The organism is Streptomyces sp. NPDC015661 (genome assembly GCF_043077765.1).
Taxonomy (GTDB): Bacteria; Actinomycetota; Actinomycetes; order Streptomycetales; family Streptomycetaceae; genus Streptomyces.
Window position 1 is genome coordinate 677,790 of the sequence record NZ_JBIBST010000002.1, and the last position, 15,800, is coordinate 693,589.

The 15,800-nt window shown below is 72.4% G+C and carries 12 protein-coding genes; 3 read left to right on the forward strand and 9 right to left on the reverse strand.

Features of this window, described 5'->3' with window-relative positions:
* Positions 1 to 131: 131 nt before the first annotated feature.
* From ACF07V_RS07620 to ACF07V_RS07630, 3 genes are all read right to left on the reverse strand, one after another.
* Entirely contained in the window at positions 132 to 1,637 is a 1,506-nt protein-coding gene (locus ACF07V_RS07620; RefSeq protein ID WP_392152077.1) for an APC family permease, read from the reverse strand.
* Positions 1,638 to 1,750: 113 nt separating this feature from the next.
* Positions 1,751 to 3,118, reverse strand: a complete 1,368-nt coding sequence (locus ACF07V_RS07625) for an aspartate aminotransferase family protein (protein ID WP_392152078.1) — start codon at positions 3,116 to 3,118, stop codon at positions 1,751 to 1,753.
* 55 nt (positions 3,119 to 3,173) lie between these two features.
* Positions 3,174 to 4,646, reverse strand: a complete 1,473-nt coding sequence (locus ACF07V_RS07630) for an aldehyde dehydrogenase (RefSeq protein WP_392152080.1) — start codon at positions 4,644 to 4,646, stop codon at positions 3,174 to 3,176.
* A gap of 234 nt (positions 4,647 to 4,880) precedes the next feature.
* On the opposite strand from ACF07V_RS07630, the gene ACF07V_RS07635 reads away from it, so the two are divergent.
* A complete protein-coding gene (locus ACF07V_RS07635; RefSeq protein WP_392152081.1) occupies positions 4,881 to 5,498 on the forward strand; it encodes a TetR/AcrR family transcriptional regulator in 618 nt (205 codons plus the stop codon).
* A gap of 16 nt (positions 5,499 to 5,514) precedes the next feature.
* On the opposite strand, the gene ACF07V_RS07640 is transcribed toward ACF07V_RS07635, so the two are convergent.
* From ACF07V_RS07640 to ACF07V_RS07665, 6 genes are all read right to left on the reverse strand, one after another.
* Entirely contained in the window at positions 5,515 to 6,432 is a 918-nt protein-coding gene (locus tag ACF07V_RS07640) for a LysR family transcriptional regulator (protein ID WP_392152083.1), read from the reverse strand.
* Positions 6,433 to 6,496: 64 nt separating this feature from the next.
* Positions 6,497 to 7,939, reverse strand: a complete 1,443-nt coding sequence (locus tag ACF07V_RS07645; RefSeq protein ID WP_392152085.1) for an aspartate ammonia-lyase — start codon at positions 7,937 to 7,939, stop codon at positions 6,497 to 6,499.
* Positions 7,936 to 9,090: a M20 family metallopeptidase gene (locus ACF07V_RS07650; RefSeq protein ID WP_392152087.1), complete on the reverse strand. Its 1,155-nt coding sequence runs from the start codon at positions 9,088 to 9,090 to the stop codon at positions 7,936 to 7,938. The genes ACF07V_RS07645 and ACF07V_RS07650 overlap by 4 nt, the downstream gene beginning before the upstream one ends.
* Entirely contained in the window at positions 9,087 to 9,761 is a 675-nt protein-coding gene (locus ACF07V_RS07655) for a DUF1028 domain-containing protein (RefSeq protein WP_392152088.1), read from the reverse strand. The genes ACF07V_RS07650 and ACF07V_RS07655 overlap by 4 nt, the downstream gene beginning before the upstream one ends.
* Complete coding sequence (locus ACF07V_RS07660) at positions 9,758 to 10,216, reverse strand: RidA family protein (RefSeq protein WP_392152090.1); 459 nt, start codon at positions 10,214 to 10,216, stop codon at positions 9,758 to 9,760. The genes ACF07V_RS07655 and ACF07V_RS07660 overlap by 4 nt, the downstream gene beginning before the upstream one ends.
* A gap of 10 nt (positions 10,217 to 10,226) precedes the next feature.
* Positions 10,227 to 11,489 (reverse strand): flavin-containing monooxygenase, encoded by a 1,263-nt coding sequence (locus ACF07V_RS07665; protein ID WP_392152092.1) that lies wholly within the window; start codon positions 11,487 to 11,489, stop codon positions 10,227 to 10,229.
* Between the two features lie 474 nt (positions 11,490 to 11,963).
* Here ACF07V_RS07665 and ACF07V_RS07670 point away from each other — a divergent pair, with 474 nt between their 5' ends.
* Both ACF07V_RS07670 and xdhB read left to right on the forward strand, forming a co-directional pair.
* On the forward strand, positions 11,964 to 13,427 hold the full coding sequence (locus tag ACF07V_RS07670; RefSeq protein WP_392152093.1) for a xanthine dehydrogenase small subunit: 1,464 nt from the start codon (positions 11,964 to 11,966) through the stop codon (positions 13,425 to 13,427).
* Positions 13,424 to 15,799, forward strand: a complete 2,376-nt coding sequence (xdhB, locus tag ACF07V_RS07675; protein ID WP_392152095.1) for a xanthine dehydrogenase molybdopterin binding subunit — start codon at positions 13,424 to 13,426, stop codon at positions 15,797 to 15,799. The genes ACF07V_RS07670 and xdhB overlap by 4 nt, the downstream gene beginning before the upstream one ends.
* Position 15,800: the final 1 nt, after the last annotated feature.

Consider the following 15,800-nt stretch of genomic DNA (forward strand, 5'->3'; position numbering starts at 1 on the left):
TCATTCCTCGATCTCGCGGCATCAGGTCGTTGAAGTAGTCCGAAAGCTACGTTGCGTTCAGACTTCCGTCAATCAATGTAATGCCATAATCCCTGGTCACAGCCGCGAAATTGATGCAATGACGCTGCGCCTTAATGCAACGGCTCGTTGCAATGAATCTCCGCGTCCGGGCTCTCCCGGCGGGCGATCGCCAGGCCGGCGGCGCCGACCAGGAGCAGGACGGCCACCGTGCCGAGGGTGAACGCCTCGAACGCCGCCCGGGACATGCCCCAGATGTCGTCGAAGGCGTACTCGATGCCGAGGAGCGCTTCCAGGGTGCCGGGGAAGAGCGCGCACCAGGAGCCGACGAGGATCCAGGCGTAGACGAGCGCCGCGCAGGTCATGAAGCCGCGGTGGCCGAAGGGGACCCGGTAGGGCCGTACGACCTCGGGCCGGCGCAGCCGGAGCAGGACGAGGGCGGGGACGATCACGAGGTACGACAGCAGCAGGGTGGTGACCGCCACGGTGAGCACCACGGCGAACACGGCACCCGCGTCGCCCTCCGCGACCCGCATGGCCACGATCATGAAGACGGTGGCCACCGCTCCGGAGAGCAGGTTGGTGCGGACGGGCGTGCCCAGCCGCGGATGGAAGGCGCCGAGCTTGCGGGTGAAGGAGCCGCCGTCGGCGGCGGCCATGGCCTGCATGCGGTCGCTGACGATCATCCACGCGCTGCCCTGGGTGAGGAGGGCGAAGACGAACATGACGGCGGTGAGCGTCAGGAGCGGGCCGGCCGCGCCGCCGTAGATGCCGAAGACGAGGCGGGCGCCTTCCATGAAGCCGCCGATGCCGGTGACCTGGTGGGCGGGGACGACCGCGAGGAGCGCCACCACCGGCAGCAGGTAGCAGCAGGCGGCGACGGACGCGGAACGTCCGAGGGCTGCGGGCACGTCGCGCTGCGGGTCGTGCATCTCCTCGCCGGCCGCGTTGGGGGCTTCGAAGCCGACGTACGCGAACAGGAGGATCGGCACGAGGGCGAGGAATCCGGCGGTGGTCGGGGTGAAGTGGGCGTCGGTGAGTCCGTGGAAGCCGTGTTCGAGTCCGTAGAGCAGCGCGGTCAGGGTGAACACCGCGAGGGTGAGGACCTTCACCGCGGCGCCGAGGGTGGTGATCCATTTGCCGCGGCGCAGGGAGACGACGGCGGTGAGGATCGCGGTCCACACGAACAGCAGCTTGAACGTGTAGTCGGCGAAGGTGCCCGAGCCCAGGTGGAAGACGAAGCCGTCCCAGGTCTCGGCGGCGAGGAAGACCAGGGAGCCGCCCAGCCAGATCGGGTTGGTCACCCAGTACAGCAGGGTGGTGAGCGCGGCCGCCGAACGGCCGAGGGTGAGCTTGACCCAGACGTACGGGCCGCCCTCCTGCGGGAAGGCGGCGCCGGTCTCGGCGAACAGCAGGGCGTACGGGACGAGGAAGAAGAGCGCGAGGGCCGCCGTCCAGGTGGCGGCCTCGCCACCGCCGGTGGCGATCTGCCCGACGGTGTCGAAGGAGATGACGGCGGCGATGCCCAGGGCGGTGATGTCGAGGCGCCTCAGGCTGCGCTTCAGGCCGGAGGTGGTGGGGGGAGTGCGCGAGTCGGTGGTGGAGAGAGGGGAGGACACGGGCAGTTCCTAGCGGGGAGAGGGGTACTGCGAGCAGGCGCGCGTGAGCGCGGTGACACCGATGGCGTCCGTGTCGGGGAGGCCCGGCGGGGAACCGGGCCTCCCGTGCGTCGTCAGGCGGGGCGGATCTCGCCGGTGGGACCGGTGCGCTCCAGGACACCGCGCAGCGCGGTGGCCACTTCCTTGGCCTCGGTCTCCGTCATGACGAGCGGCGGGGACAGGACCAGGCTGTGGGCGGAGTCGCGGACGATCACGCCGGCTTCGCGGCGGATGACGTCGTGGGGCATCCGGGCCGGGTCGAGCGGCAGGGGTGCGCGGGTGGCGCGGTCCCGGACCAGTTCGACGGCCAGCATCATGCCGACGGAGCGGATCTCGCCGACGATCGGCAGGTCGCCCAGCTGCGCCTTCAGTTCGTCGTGGAGGAAGGAGCCCAGGCTCGTGGCGCGGGCGAGCAGTCCTTCCCGCTCGATGATGTCGAGGTTGGCGGTGGCGACGGCCGTGGCGACGGGGTGGCCGTTGTAGGTGTAGCCCATGGGGAAGCCGTGGTCGCGCAGGAGCACCTCGGCGAGGTCGTCGCTGACCAGGAGCGCGCCGAGCGGGACGTAGCCGGAGGTGATGCCCTTGGCGGTGACGATGATGTCCGGAGTGACGTCGAAGTACTGGGCGGCGAACCACTCGCCGACCCGGCCGTACGCGGTGACGACCTCGTCGAAGATGAGCAGGATGCCGTGCCGGTCGAGGACCTCCCGGACGCGGGGCCAGTAGTCGGCCGGCGGAACGAGCATGCCGCCGACGCCCATGATGGGTTCGCCGATCATCGCGGCGATGTTCTTCGGGCCGATCTCGGCGATGCGCTCCTCGAGTTCGCGGATGAGGAAGTCGGTCACCTGCTCGGGGGCGAGGGGCTCGTCGCCGTACAGCTCGCTGCGGTACGGCCACGGGGGCGTGAGGTGGGAGACGTGCGGCATCATCGGGGCGAAGCCCTCGTGGTAGACGGGGAAGCCGGTGGCCGAGCCGCCGCCGTAGCCGATGCCGTGGTAGGCCTTGCTGCGCGCGAGGATCCACGTCCGGCTGCCCTCGCCGCGCCGGTGGTGGTAGTAGCGGGCCATCTTGATGGCCGCCTCGTTGCCCTCGGAGCCGCCGGAGGTGAAGTAGACGTGGTTGAGCGGTTCGGGGGCGATCTCGGCGAGGCGGGCGGCGAGCTTGATGGCCGGCTCGTTGGAGAACTCCCAGAAGCTGGTGAAGTACTCCAGCTTCTTCATCTGCTCGTGGGCGACGTCGGCGACCTCCTCGCGGCCGTGGCCGATCTGGGCGAGCCAGAGGCCGCCGGTGGCGTCGAGGTAGTCGCGGCCCTCGGTGTCGGTCAGCCGGCAGCCGGAACCGGAGGCCATGATCACGCGCTCGGTGGCGGTGCCCGGCAGGTACGGGTGGATGATGTGCGCCCGGTCGAGGCCGATGAGGTCTGCGGTGTCGCTGGTCATGGTGGTGTGTCCCTTGCTGGGGTCAGGGTGTCGGATCGGGTGCCGCGCCGGCGGGTCAGCCGTACGCGATCCAGGTCGTCTTCAGGCCGGTGTACTTGTCGAAGGAGTGCAGGGAGAGGTCACGGCCGTGGCCGGACTGCTTGAACCCGCCGAAGGGGGTGTACGGGCTGAGCGCGTCGACCGTGTTGACGGAGACGGTCCCGGCGCGCAGGGCGTCGGCCACCCGGTGGGCGCGGCCGAGGTCCCGGGTCCAGAGGGAGCCGGCGAGGCCGTAGGCGGAGTCGTTGGCGAGGCGGATCGCCTCGGCCTCGTCCCGGAAGGGGAGCACCGTGAGGACGGGGCCGAAGAGCTCCTCCCGGACGAGTGGGGCGTCGGGGCCGAGGCCGGTGACGACGGTGGGGTCGAGGTAGGCGCCGTCCCGCTCGGGCCGTGTGCCGCCGCAGACGACGGTGCCGCCCGATGAGCGCACGGCTGCGAGGACGCGTTCGGCCTGGGCCTCGTCGACGAGCGGTCCGAGCCGGGTCGCGGGGTCGAGGGGGTCGCCCGGCAGCCAGCCGCGGGCGTGCTCGGCGACGCGGGCCGTGAACTCCTCGGCGACGGATGCCTCGACGAGGAGGCGCGTGTTGGCGGAGCACACCTGCCCGGCGTTGTAGACGAAGCCCCAGGCCGCGCGCTCCGCCGCCGTGTCCAGGTCGGCGTCGGCGAAGACCACGTTGGGGCTCTTGCCGCCGGCCTCGGGCCAGACCTGCTTCATGTTGGACTCGGCGGAGTAGGCGAGGAAGCGCTTGGCCACGGCGGTGGACCCGGTGAAGACGAGGGTGTCGACGTCCGGGTGGAGGCCGAGCGCCCGCCCGGTCGTCCCCCCCGGGCCGGGGACGACGTTCAGCACGCCGTCGGGCAGGCCGGCCTCCGCGGCGAGCTCCGCGAGGAGCAGGGCGGAGAGCGGGGACTGCTCGGCGGGCTTGAGGACGACGCTGTTGCCCGCGGCCAGGGCGGGTGCCAGCTTCCAGCTCGCGAGGTCGAGGGGGAAGTTCCAGGGCACCACCGCGCCCACGACCCCGAGCGGGGCGCGGCGCACGAGGGCGAGGTTGCCCGGCGGGGCCGGGGCGGCCTCGTCGTAGAGCTTGTCGACGGCCTCGGCGTACCAGGTGAAGACGCCGGCCGCACCGGGGACGTCGGTGCCGTGGGACTCCGCGATGGGCTTGCCCATGTCGAGGGTGTCGCAGAGGGCGAGCTCCTCGCCGTGCTCCTCGATCAGGCGGGCGAGGGCGAGCAGGACCCGCCTGCGCTCCGCGGGTGCGGTGCGCGACCAGCGGCCGTCCTCGAAGGAGGTGCGGGCCGCGGCCACGGCCCGGTCGACGTCCGCTGCGGACCCGGCCGCCACCTGGGCGGTGGTCTTGCCGGTCGCGGGGTTCACGGTGGGGAGCCAGTGGTCCTCGGCGGGGTCGGTCCACGCTCCGTCGATGAACAGGCGGGTGCGTGGGGTGAGTTCGGCGGCGCGCTGCCGCCAGTGGGCGTACGTCTGCATGGTGTGGCCTTCGATCGCGTCGTGGGACGTCTGCGAGCCGGTGCCCGTTCGGGGGGGGGACGGGAGGGGTGCGGCCCGGGCTGTGTGCGGGGGCGGCGGAGGGGGAGGAGTCCGGCGGGGATCGTCCGCACCGACTTCTTTGAGTTGGGATTCAAACAATTGGTGAAGCGGCCGTCAATGCTCTGGACGAGAACTTCTTGCACAACTTGATGCGGGCATCAGAGAATGGTCGGCATGAGGAAAGCGGGCAGACCACGCGACCAGACGGCACGCCGAGAGGCCCTGGTCACCGCCGCGGGGCGGGCCATCGCCGAGCGCGGCCTCGAAGCCCTGCGCATCAAGGACATCGCGGAGGCCGCGGGCGTCTCCCAGGGCTCGGTCCTGTACTACTACCCCGAGCTCGACGACCTCGTCCTTGAGGTGCACCGGGGTGCCGTGGAGAGCTATCTGGCCACGCGGCAGCAGGCCTACGACGAGGCGCCCGCCGACGATCCGGCGGCGCGGCTGCGGGCCCTCCTGAACAGCGGTCTGCCGAGCATGACGGACGATCCGGTCCACGGGCTGCTCTACGAACTGCACCGGCGCGCGGGGCGCAGCCCCGGGCACGCCGAGCTGATGGCCTCGCTCTTCGCCCGGGAGGTCGCGCTCTACACCACCGCCCTCGCGGTGGGCGCCGCGACCGGGGTCTTCACGCTCGCCGCGGCGGCGCCGGACCTGGCGCACGGGCTCGTGGCCCTGGAGGACGGCTACGGACTGCACATCGTCAGCCGCAACGCCGCTCTGCGCCCCGACCGGGCCCGTGAGCTGATCCTGGCGCACGCCCGGGCGGTGACGGGCGGCGCCGCACTGTAGCGCCTGGAGCTCCCCGTCAGGGGGCGCCGGCGATCTCCCGGAGCAGGTCCATGACCGCCCGCGCGCGGGCCGTCTGGGTCATGCTCCGCACCGAGGCGATCTTGACGTCGAGCGGCGGTCCGCCGTCCCGGAGCCGGAGCTCCGCGACTTCCCCGCCGCCGTACGTCTGGCTGGTCGCCGGCCGCTGGTTGAGCACCGAGTAACCGAGCCCGCGTGCCACCAGGGAGCGCACGGTCTCGTAGCTCCCCGTGCGGTAGCGCACGTCGGGCGTGGTGCCGGTGGCGGCCACCAGGGAGCGGAAGTAGTCGCGGCTGTGGGGCAGGTCGAGCAGGACGAGCGGCTCCGCGGACAGGTCGGCCAGCTCGACGCTGTCCCGTCCCGCCAGCGGGTGATCGGCCGGGACGATGACGTACGCCGGGGCGCGGGCCACCGTCTCGCCGTCCAGGTCCGGCTCGGCCGCGAGACCGAGGTCGTAGGTGAGCGCGAAGTCGATGCGCCCCGCCGCCAGGGCCTGGACGAGCTGGTCCGCCTCCGCCTCCACGACGTCCAGCTCGATGCCCGGGTGGCGTCGGGTGCACTCGCTGAACAGAGCCGGCAGGTAGTGGGGGGCCAGGGTCACGAAGCAGCCGACGGCCACCGGCCCGGAGAGGGACTCGCCCCCTCCCCGGGCCTCCTCCGCGACCTCGCGGGCGCGGGCGAGGAGTTCCTCCGCCTGCTGCCGGAGCCGCTCCCCGGCGGGGGTGAGGGTCAGGCCCCGGCCCCGCCGGCGGATGAAGAGCTGGACCCGGAGGTCCTGCTCCAGGTTGTGGACGGCCGTGGACACGGCGGACTGCGCGATGTGCAGCTCCGCCGCCGCCTCCGTCATCGAGCCGCGTTCGGCGGCGACGAGGAAGTAGCGGAGCTGGACGAGTGTGAAACCCACTGGTGACGTCATGCGTGGCCCTCGCGCCTGGTGATCCTGTCCCCTCCGACCCTATGCGGCACCGGCCGGGATGCCCTCAGAGGGCGGGCAGACCGGTGAGGGCGGCGGGGCTGAGGAGCTCGTCGAGTTCCTCCTCGGTCAGCAGCGCCCGCTCGCGTACGAGGTCGAGCGCCGGTCTGCCCGTGTGGTGGGCCTCGACCGCGAGGGCGCAGGCGGTCTCGTAGCCGAGCGCGGGACCGAGGGCGGTGACGAGTCCGGTGGAGGCGGCGACCGTCTCGGCGAGCCGTTCGCGGTTGGCGGTGATGCCCCGCACGCAGTGTTCGGTGAGGACGGCGACGCCGGCGGTGAGGTGGTCGAGGCCGGCGCCGAGGCTGCGGTGGATGACCGGCCCGAAGGCGTTGAGCTGGAGCTGCCCGCCCTCGGCGGCCAGGGTCACGGTCACGTCGTTGCCGATGACCTCGAAGGCGATCTGGTTGACCGCTTCCGGGATCACCGGGTTGACCTTGCCGGGCATGATGGACGAACCGGCCTGCCGTGCCGGGAGGTTGATCTCGCCGAGTCCGGCCTGCGGTCCCGAGGAGAGCAGGCGCAGGTCGTTGCAGATCTTGGAGAGTTTCACGGCGACGCGCTTGAGCACACCGGACAGGTGCACGAAGACGCCGACGTCCTGGGTTGCCTCCACGAGGTCGGGCGAGGACACCAGCGTCGGGATGCCGGTCAGCCGCCGGAGCTCCGCCACCGCGCGCTCCCGGTAGCCGGGGCGGGCGTTGAGGCCGGTGCCGATCGCCGTGCCGCCCAGGCCGATCTCGTGCAGCAGGGGTCTGACCTCGGCGAGCCGCTGCTCGTCCTCGGCGAGGGTGGCGGCGTACGCCCCGAACTCCTGGCCCAGGGTCATGGGCACGGCGTCCTGGAGCTGGGTGCGGCCCATCTTCAGGACCCCGGCGAACTCGGCGGCCTTCTCCTCGAAGGCGCCGCGCAGCCCGGCCAGGGCGGCGAGCAGTTCGGCCACGTGGGCGTCCAGCGCCAGCTTCAGGGCGGTCGGACAGACGTCGTTGGTGCTCTGGCCGAGGTTCACGTGGTCGAGCGGGTGCAGGACCGCGTACTCGCCTGGGGAGCGGCCCAGCAGTTCCAGGGCGCGGTTGGCGATGACCTCGTTGGCGTTCATGTTCGTCGAGGTGCCCGCGCCGCCCTGGATCAGGTCGACCACGAACTGGTCGTGGAGCGCCCCGTCACGGATCTCGGCGCAGGCGTCCGCGATCGCCGAGGCGAGCGTGGGGTCCAGGGCGCCGACCTCGGCGTTGGCTCGGGCCGCGGCGCACTTGACCGCCGCGAGGGCGCGGATCATGTGCGGGCGGGAGGCGAGGGTCTCCCCGGTGAGGGGGAAGTTGACCAGTGCCCGGGCGGTGTGCGCCCCGTAGTAGGCGTCCGCGGGGACGTCGATGTCGCCGAGCATGTCGTGTTCCGTCCGGTACCCGGGGTCCGGCGGGACGGTGCGCCGGGGGTCGGAGGTCAGGGTCATCGGGGTCCTTCGGAGGGTCGGGGAGGGCGGGCGCGGTCCACGCCGGTCCAGGCCAGCGCCATCGCCCCGTCGAGCAGGGCCCGCTCCGCCGTCCCGCCCACGCAGTGCGCGGCGAACTCGTGCTGGTGGTTGGTGGCGGGCAGGGAGCCGATGCCGATGTACGGGTGGATGGCCGGCACGACCTGGGAGACATTGCCCATGTCGGTGGAGGCACGGTTCATCCGCGCGGCCTGTCCGGGCGGGGCGAACTCCCGCCCCAGGGCGAGGGCGTTCGTACGGTAGTGGCCGAGGGCGGTCTCGTCGTTGCGGAACTCGGCGTAGGGCCTGCTCTCCGGCTCGATCCGGAGCTCGCAGCCCGTCGCGAGGGCACCGGCCTCGAAGGCCCGCGTGACGCGGGGTTCCAGTGCGGCGAGTTCGGCGAGCGTCTCGGCCCGTACGTACCACCGTCCGGTCGAGCGCTCCGGGATGGCGTTCGGGGCGTCCCCGGCGTGGGTCACCACGCCGTGCACCCGGGCCGAGGCGGGCAGTTGCTGGCGGAGCAGGCCGATCGCGACCTGGGCCACGGTGAAGGCGTCGGCCGCGTTGACCCCGGCCTCCGGGTAGGCCGCGGCGTGCGCGGACTTCCCGGTGTAGGAGATCCGGGAGTGGCTGACCGCGAAGGGGCGGGCCTCGGCGACGTCGACCGGCGCCGGATGCACCATCATCGCGAGGTCGACCCCGGCGAAGGCGCCCCGGTCGAGCAGCTCGATCTTTCCGCCGCCGCCTTCCTCGGCCGGGGTTCCGTAGACCTCGACGGTGAGGCCGGCGTCGTCGGCGACGGCCGCGAGGCCGAGTGCGGCCCCGACGGAACTCGCCGCGATGAGGTTGTGCCCGCAGGCATGACCGAGGCCGGGGAGGGCGTCGTACTCGGCGCACAGGGCGATCCGTACGGGCCCGCCGCCGAACCGCGCGTGGAACGCCGTCTCGAGACCCAGGTAGGACGGGGTGATGTCGAATCCGGCCCGGTCGAGGAGTTCCGGCACGGCGGCCGCGGCCCGGTGCTCCTCCCAGGCGGTCTCCGGATCGGCGTGCAGACGCTCGGAGAGAGCGATGAGCTCCTCGGCGCGGCGGTGCACGGTCTGCCGGGCCGCCTCCTTCATGTCCGCTGTCACAGGTCCCCCGGGACGCCGTACGAGGGGGCGGAGGCGGGGTCGAGTCCGCGCCGCACGTAGTCGTCGCGCTGCGGCAGCCAGACGTCGAGGAGTGCGCGGAGCCGGTCGACGGGGTCGTCGGCCCAGTCCACCCGCAGATCGGTGACCCGCCAGTCCACGTCCGCGACGACCGCGAGGCCCGCGGAGTGCACCGGGCCCTCCTCGCCGCCGGCCGCGACGGCGGCCTGCAGGGCGGCGAGGAGACGCTCTTCGAGCGCTCCGCCGGCGGCGGCGTAGGCGTCGAGGAGCACGCCGGGGATGTGTGTGCCGGACAGCATGTTGCCGGCGGCCACCGCGCCGTCCGCGGTGGCCGAGGCGTGGGTGCCGAGCGTCCGCTTGCCGCTGTGGGCGAAGCCGGGGCCGGTGCGGCCGAGGACGGTCAGCTGCCGGTACTCGATGGTCTCGGCGTTGCGGGCGGCTCCGGTGACGCCCGCCAGGGCGCGTACCGGGTCCGCGTGCTCCGCGAGGCCCGCGAGGAGGTCCGTGCCGAGCGTGGGGTCGGTGATGTTCTGCGAGGCCGCCGCGCCGACCCCGGGCCGCAGATGGGCGACCCGGGCGAAGACGGCCGGGCTCGACGAGCTCGCCACGACGCCGAAGCGCGCACCGTCGCGTACGAGGAGGGAGAAGGTCATGCCGATTCCTCCTGCGGGATCACGGCGATCGCGTCGATCTCGCACAGCCACTCCGGCCGGGCGAGGGCGGAGACGACGAGACCGGTGGAGATGGGGTGCACGCCCTTGGTCCAGCGGCCGACCGTGCGGTACACCGCCTCGCGGTAGCGCGGGTCGATCAGGTAGATCGTCAGCTTGACCAGGTGCTCCATCCGGCTGCCCGCCTCTTCGAGCAGCATGCTGATGTTGGCCATGGCCCGTTCGGCCTGGGCCTCGGCGTCGCCGACGCCCACGGACTCGCTGGTGTCGAGGTCCTGGCCGATCTGGCCCCGGACGTACACCGTGTTTCCGGCGACGACGGCCTGGCAGAGGTCGTTGTCGAGGTTCTGCTCGGGATAGGTCTCGCGGGTGTTGAACGGCCGGATCCGGGTGTGTCCGCCGGCGACGATCGGGGCCTTGGGGGTCGTGGAGGTCATGATCCGCTCCTCAGTTCTGCCGGTCGGTGGGGTCGTACGCGAGATAGCCGCGCTGCCGTGCGATGTGGTCGGCGACGTACCGGGCGTCGTGCCAGACGCCCCAGATGAAGCTCGACCCGCGGCGGGACAGCCAGGGCAGTCCCAGGAAGTACACGCCGGGCTCGACGGAGACTCCGCGTCGCTGGTCCGGCCGGCCGTCCTCGTCGAACGCGTCGACGTCGAGCCAGCCGTAGTCGCTCGCGAAGCCCGTCGCCCAGACGACGGAGGTGACACCGGCCTCGGCGAGGTCCAGCGACAGCCGCGGACCGGTCACGCACTCCGGATCCGGCCCGAGGACGTGGGCCTCCGGCTCCTCGGGGAGGTCGAGCCCGTTGCGCTCGACGTACGCGTCGGCGGCCCGGAGGAACTCCAGGTACTGGGCGTCGCCGAAGGCGATGTTCGCGGCGAGGTCCGGCGCGAAGCGCAGCACGCCGCCGTCGTAGGACGTGGTCAGGCCGACGAGTTCGATGCCGGAGGCGGCCAGGTCGCGGAAGTCCACGGTGTGACCGCCGCGCGCGCCGCTGACCGCGATGGTGACGTGCTCGGCCCCCTGGGGAGGGGTCTGCGCGTCCCAGATCCCGAGCACGCCGAGCCACCAGCAGAAGTCGCGTCCGCGGTACGCGCGGGGCGGACGGTCGTGGGGGCCGACGGAGAGGAACACCCGGCGCCCGGACCGGCGGAGTTCGTCGGCTATCTGGACCCCGGAGGAACCGGCCCCGACGACGAGGACCGCGCCCTCGGGCAGCTGATCCGGGTTGCGGTAGCCGCTGGAGTGGATCTGTGTGGGGACGGCGCCGTCCGGCACGACCGGCGGGATCACGGGCCGCTGGAACGCCCCGGTCGCCGCCACGACGAAGCGCGCGTCGATCGAGCCCTCCGGCGTCTCGACGCGGAAGCCCGGACGGCCGGCGAGCCTGCGCACCGAGGTGACCTCGACACCGCTGCGGACCGGGGCGCCGATCTTCTCGGCGTACGCGACGAAGTAGTCGGCGACCTGCTCCTTCGACGCGAAGGCGTCGGGGGCGAGGTCGTTGAACTCCAGGCCGGGGAAACGGTCGTGCCACACGGGTCCGTTCGCGACCAGGGAGTCCCAGCGCTCGGAACGCCACCGCTCGGCGATCCGGTGCCGCTCCAAAACAAGGTGCGGGATGCCGTGGGCGCCCAGGTGCTCGCTCATCGCCACGCCCGCCTGGCCGGCCCCGACGACGACTACTTCGGTCTCTTCATGCGGCATGTGTGCCTCCGCTCTCGTGGACTGGACTGTGCGACCGCACGGCCCATCCTTGGAGCGGCCCGTGGAACTGTCCAACAGATGTTTCAGTTGAGAGTCATCTGATCTGGAGATGCACACAGCTCGGACGGCTCTTGACCACGGTGATCGCCGGGCATTAATTTGCAGCCTCGACCCATGACGACCGAGAGGAGGCGACCGGCGGATGAACACCAGCTCCGACCTGAGTCGCCTCGCCCACACCACGGTCTGGGTTCCGGGTCGCATCGCCCACGGCTGCTGACGACGCCGTTCCGCCGTGCCCGTCCACGGGCACGCCCCGGCTTTCCCGCTTCCCCTTCACCGCTTCCCGGCACGCCGCCGTCGCGTGCCGTTCCGCGCCCGCTTCCGCGACATGGCGCGTCTGAACACAGAAAGCTGCCCGACATTGGCGAACATGATGAACCGACCCATCGCGCACGGAAACGAGGGCCCGTCATGGTAGCGGCGCGTATCACCGTCAACGGAGAAGAAGCACCCCTCGCACCGGCCGCACCCCACACCACGGTGCTGGAATTCCTGCGCGAGCGCGGCCTCACCGGCACCAAGGAGGGCTGCGCCGAGGGTGAGTGCGGGGCCTGTTCGGTCCTCGTCGCCCGCCCCGGGGTGAACAAGCCCACCGACTGGGTGGCGGTCAACGCCTGCCTGGTCCCGGTCGCTTCGCTCGACGGCCAGGAGATCGTCACCTCCGAGGGCCTCGCCACCCCCGGCGCGCCCGGCACACCGCCCACCCTGCACCCCGTCCAGGAGGAGATGGCGGTCCGCGGCGGGTCCCAATGCGGTTACTGCACCCCGGGGTTCGTGTGCAGCATGGCCGCCGAGTACTACCGGCCCGACCGCTGCGCCCACGCGGCCACGGAGGACGGATCCGGCGCCGAGCACGGACCCAACGGCTTCGATCTGCACGCGCTGAGCGGGAACCTGTGCCGCTGTACGGGCTACCGCCCCATCCGCGACGCCGCCTTCGCCGTCGGTGCGCCCACCGACGAGGACCCGCTCGCGCGGCGCCGCGAGCAGGCCCCGCCCGCACCGGTCGCCACCGCGTACGCCCGGGACGACAGCGTGTTCCTCCGGAAGGACACCCTGGCCGAGACGCTGCGGCTGCTGCGCGAGCGGCCCGAAGCGGTGGTGGTCGCGGGCTCCACCGACTGGGGCGTGGAGGTGAACATCCGCTCCCGGCGGGCCGGTTGCGTCGTCGCCGTCGACCGTCTTCCCGAACTGCGGGAGCTGCGCGTCGAGTCCGGCTCCGTCGAGATCGGTGCGGCGCTGACCCTCACCGAGATCGAGCGCCGTCTCGACGGCGAAGTCCCGCTCCTCGCTGCGCTGTTCCCCCAGTTCGCCTCCCGGCTCATCCGCAACGGCGCGACCCTCGGCGGCAATCTGGGCACCGGCTCCCCCATCGGCGACAGCCCGCCGGCGCTGCTCGCACTGGAGGCGTCGGTGGTGCTCGCCGACGCCGACGGTGAGCGCGAGGTCCCGCTCGCCGGGTACTTCACCGGCTACCGGCAGAGCGTGCGCCGTCCCGGCGAGCTGATCCGCGCGGTGCGCGTCCCGCTGCCGCTGTCACCGGTCACGGCCTTCCACAAGATCGCCAAGCGGCGTTTCGACGACATCTCCAGCGTCGCGGTCGCCTTCGCGCTCGACGTCCAGGACGGCGTCGTCCGCAAGGCGCGCATCGGCCTGGGCGGCGTCGCCGCCACCCCGATCCGCGCGCTCGCCACCGAGGCGGCCCTGGAGGGCAGGCCGTGGACGGCGGAGACCGCCGAGGCCGTGGCGCCGGTGCTGCGGGACGAGGGCACGCCGATGAGCGACCACCGGGCGAGCGCGGCCTACCGCTCCGCGATGCTCGGACAGAGCCTGCTGAAGCTGTACACGCGAACCACCGAGGCGGTGTCGTCATGAGCCAGTTGTCCCAGCGCCCCGAGAAGCCCGTCGTCGGCCTCTCCATGCCGCACGAGAGCGCCGCCCAGCACGTCACCGGCACCGCGCTCTACACCGACGACCTGGTCCACCGCACCAAGGACGTGCTGCACGCCCACCCGGTCCAGGTCATGAAGGCCCACGGCAGGATCACCGCGCTGCGCACCGAGCCGGCGCTCGCCGTGCCCGGTGTGGTGCGGGTCCTGACCGGAGCCGACGTGCCGGGCGTCAACGACGCCGGGATGAAGCACGACGAGCCGCTCTTCCCCGACGAGGTCATGTTCCACGGGCACGCGGTGGCCTGGGTGCTCGGCGAGACCCTCGAGGCGGCCCGGCTCGGCGCCGCGGCCGTCGAGGTGGAACTCGACGAGAAGCCCTCCCTGATCACCCTTCAGGAGGCGATCGCCGCCGAGAGCTTCCACGGGGCCCGGCCCGTGATGGAGACCGGTGACGTCGACGCCGGCCTCGCCGACTCCGCGCACGTCTTCGCCGGCGAGCTGCAGTTCTCCGACCAGGAGCACTTCTACCTGGAGACGCACGCGGCGCTCGCCCACATCGACGAGGCCGGTCAGGTCTTCGTCCAGAGCAGCACCCAGCATCCCTCGGAGACCCAGGAGATCGTCGCGCACGTCCTCGGGCTGCACAGTCACGAGGTGACCGTGCAGTGTCTGCGGATGGGCGGCGGCTTCGGCGGCAAGGAGATGCAGCCGCACGGCTTCGCGGCCGTCGCCGCGCTCGGCGCCAGGCTGACCGGCCGCCCGGTCCGGGTCCGGCTCAACCGGACGCAGGACCTCACCATGTCCGGCAAGCGGCACGGCTTCCACGCCGCGTGGCGGATCGGCTTCGACGCCGAGGGCCGCATCCAGGCCCTCGACGCCACCCTGACCGCGGACGGCGGCTGGAGCCTGGACCTGTCCGAGCCGGTGGTGGCCCGCGCGCTGTGCCACATCGACAACACGTACTGGCTCCCCAACGCCCGCATCACCGGTCGCATCGCCAGGACCAACAAGGTCTCCAACACGGCCTTCCGCGGCTTCGGCGGCCCCCAGGGCATGCTGGTGATCGAGGACATCATGGGCCGCTGCGCGCCGCTGCTCGGCCTCGACCCGGCGGAGCTGAGGGAGCGCAACTTCTACCGGAGGGGCCAGACGACGCCGTACGGGCAGCCCGTCGTCCAGCCGGAACGGATCTCCGCCGTCTGGGAGCAGGTCAAGGAGAAGGCGGCCTTCGCCGACCGCCGGCGCGAGATCGCCGCGTTCAACGCCGCGCACCCGCACACCAAGCGGGCCCTCGCGCTCACCGGCCTCAAGTTCGGCATCTCCTTCAACCTCACCGCCTTCAACCAGGGCGGCGCGCTGGTGCTGATCTACAAGGACGGCTCCGTCCTGATCAACCACGGCGGCACCGAGATGGGCCAGGGCCTGCACACCAAGATGCTCCAGGTGGCCGCGACCACCCTCGGCATCCCGCTGCACAAGGTGCGCCTCGCCCCGACGCGTACGGACAAGGTGCCCAACACCTCCGCCACCGCCGCCAGCGCGGGAACGGACCTCAACGGCGCGGCGGTGAAGAACGCCTGCGAGCAGCTGCGCGAGCGGCTGCTCCAGGTGGCCGCGACCCAGCTCGGCACGAACGCCTCGGACGTACGCATCGTCGAGGGCGTCGCGCGGGGCCTCGGCGGCGACCGGGAGCTGGCCTGGGACGACCTCGTCCGCACCGCGTACTTCCAGCGGGTGCAGCTGTCGGCGGCCGGTTTCTACCGGACCGAGGGTCTGCACTGGGACGCGAAGACCTTCCACGGCTCGCCGTTCAAGTACTTCGCCCACGGTGCGGCCGCGGCCGAGGTGGAGGTGGACGGGTTCACCGGCGCGTACCGCATCCGGCGGGTGGACATCGTGCACGACGTCGGCGACAGCCTCTCCCCGATGATCGACATCGGTCAGGTCGAGGGCGGTTTCGTGCAGGGCGCGGGCTGGCTGACCCTGGAGGACCTCCGCTGGGACGCCGGCGACGGCCCGCACCGCGGCCGTCTCCTCACGCAGGCGGCGAGCACGTACAAGCTGCCGAGCTTCTCCGAGATGCCCGAGGAGTTCCACGTCACGCTCCTCGAGAACGCCGGTGAGGAGGGCGCGGTCTACGGCTCCAAGGCCGTGGGCGAGCCTCCGCTGATGCTGGCCTTCTCGGTACGGGAGGCCCTGCGGCAGGCCGCGGCCGCGTTCGGGCCGGGCGGGATCGGCGTCGAGCTGGCCTCGCCCGCGACGCCGGAGGCGGTGTACTGGGCGATCGAGGCGGCCCGCGCGGGCGACGGCGCCTCCGCCGTCCGGGCCGGCGCGGAAGCGCTGAGCGGTGCCTGAC

Coding starts and splice junctions, on each gene's coding strand:
- ACF07V_RS07670 (WP_392152093.1), top strand. CDS start 11,964: ATGGTAGCGGCGCGTATCACCGTCAACGGAGAAGAAGCACCCCTCGCA.
- ACF07V_RS07655 (WP_392152088.1), bottom strand. CDS start 9,761: ATGACCTTCTCCCTCCTCGTACGCGACGGTGCGCGCTTCGGCGTCGTG.
- ACF07V_RS07625 (WP_392152078.1), bottom strand. CDS start 3,118: ATGACCAGCGACACCGCAGACCTCATCGGCCTCGACCGGGCGCACATC.
- ACF07V_RS07660 (WP_392152090.1), bottom strand. CDS start 10,216: ATGACCTCCACGACCCCCAAGGCCCCGATCGTCGCCGGCGGACACACC.
- ACF07V_RS07665 (WP_392152092.1), bottom strand. CDS start 11,489: ATGCCGCATGAAGAGACCGAAGTAGTCGTCGTCGGGGCCGGCCAGGCG.
- ACF07V_RS07635 (WP_392152081.1), top strand. CDS start 4,881: ATGAGGAAAGCGGGCAGACCACGCGACCAGACGGCACGCCGAGAGGCC.
- xdhB (WP_392152095.1), top strand. CDS start 13,424: ATGAGCCAGTTGTCCCAGCGCCCCGAGAAGCCCGTCGTCGGCCTCTCC.
- ACF07V_RS07630 (WP_392152080.1), bottom strand. CDS start 4,646: ATGCAGACGTACGCCCACTGGCGGCAGCGCGCCGCCGAACTCACCCCA.
- ACF07V_RS07640 (WP_392152083.1), bottom strand. CDS start 6,432: ATGACGTCACCAGTGGGTTTCACACTCGTCCAGCTCCGCTACTTCCTC.
- ACF07V_RS07645 (WP_392152085.1), bottom strand. CDS start 7,939: ATGACCCTGACCTCCGACCCCCGGCGCACCGTCCCGCCGGACCCCGGG.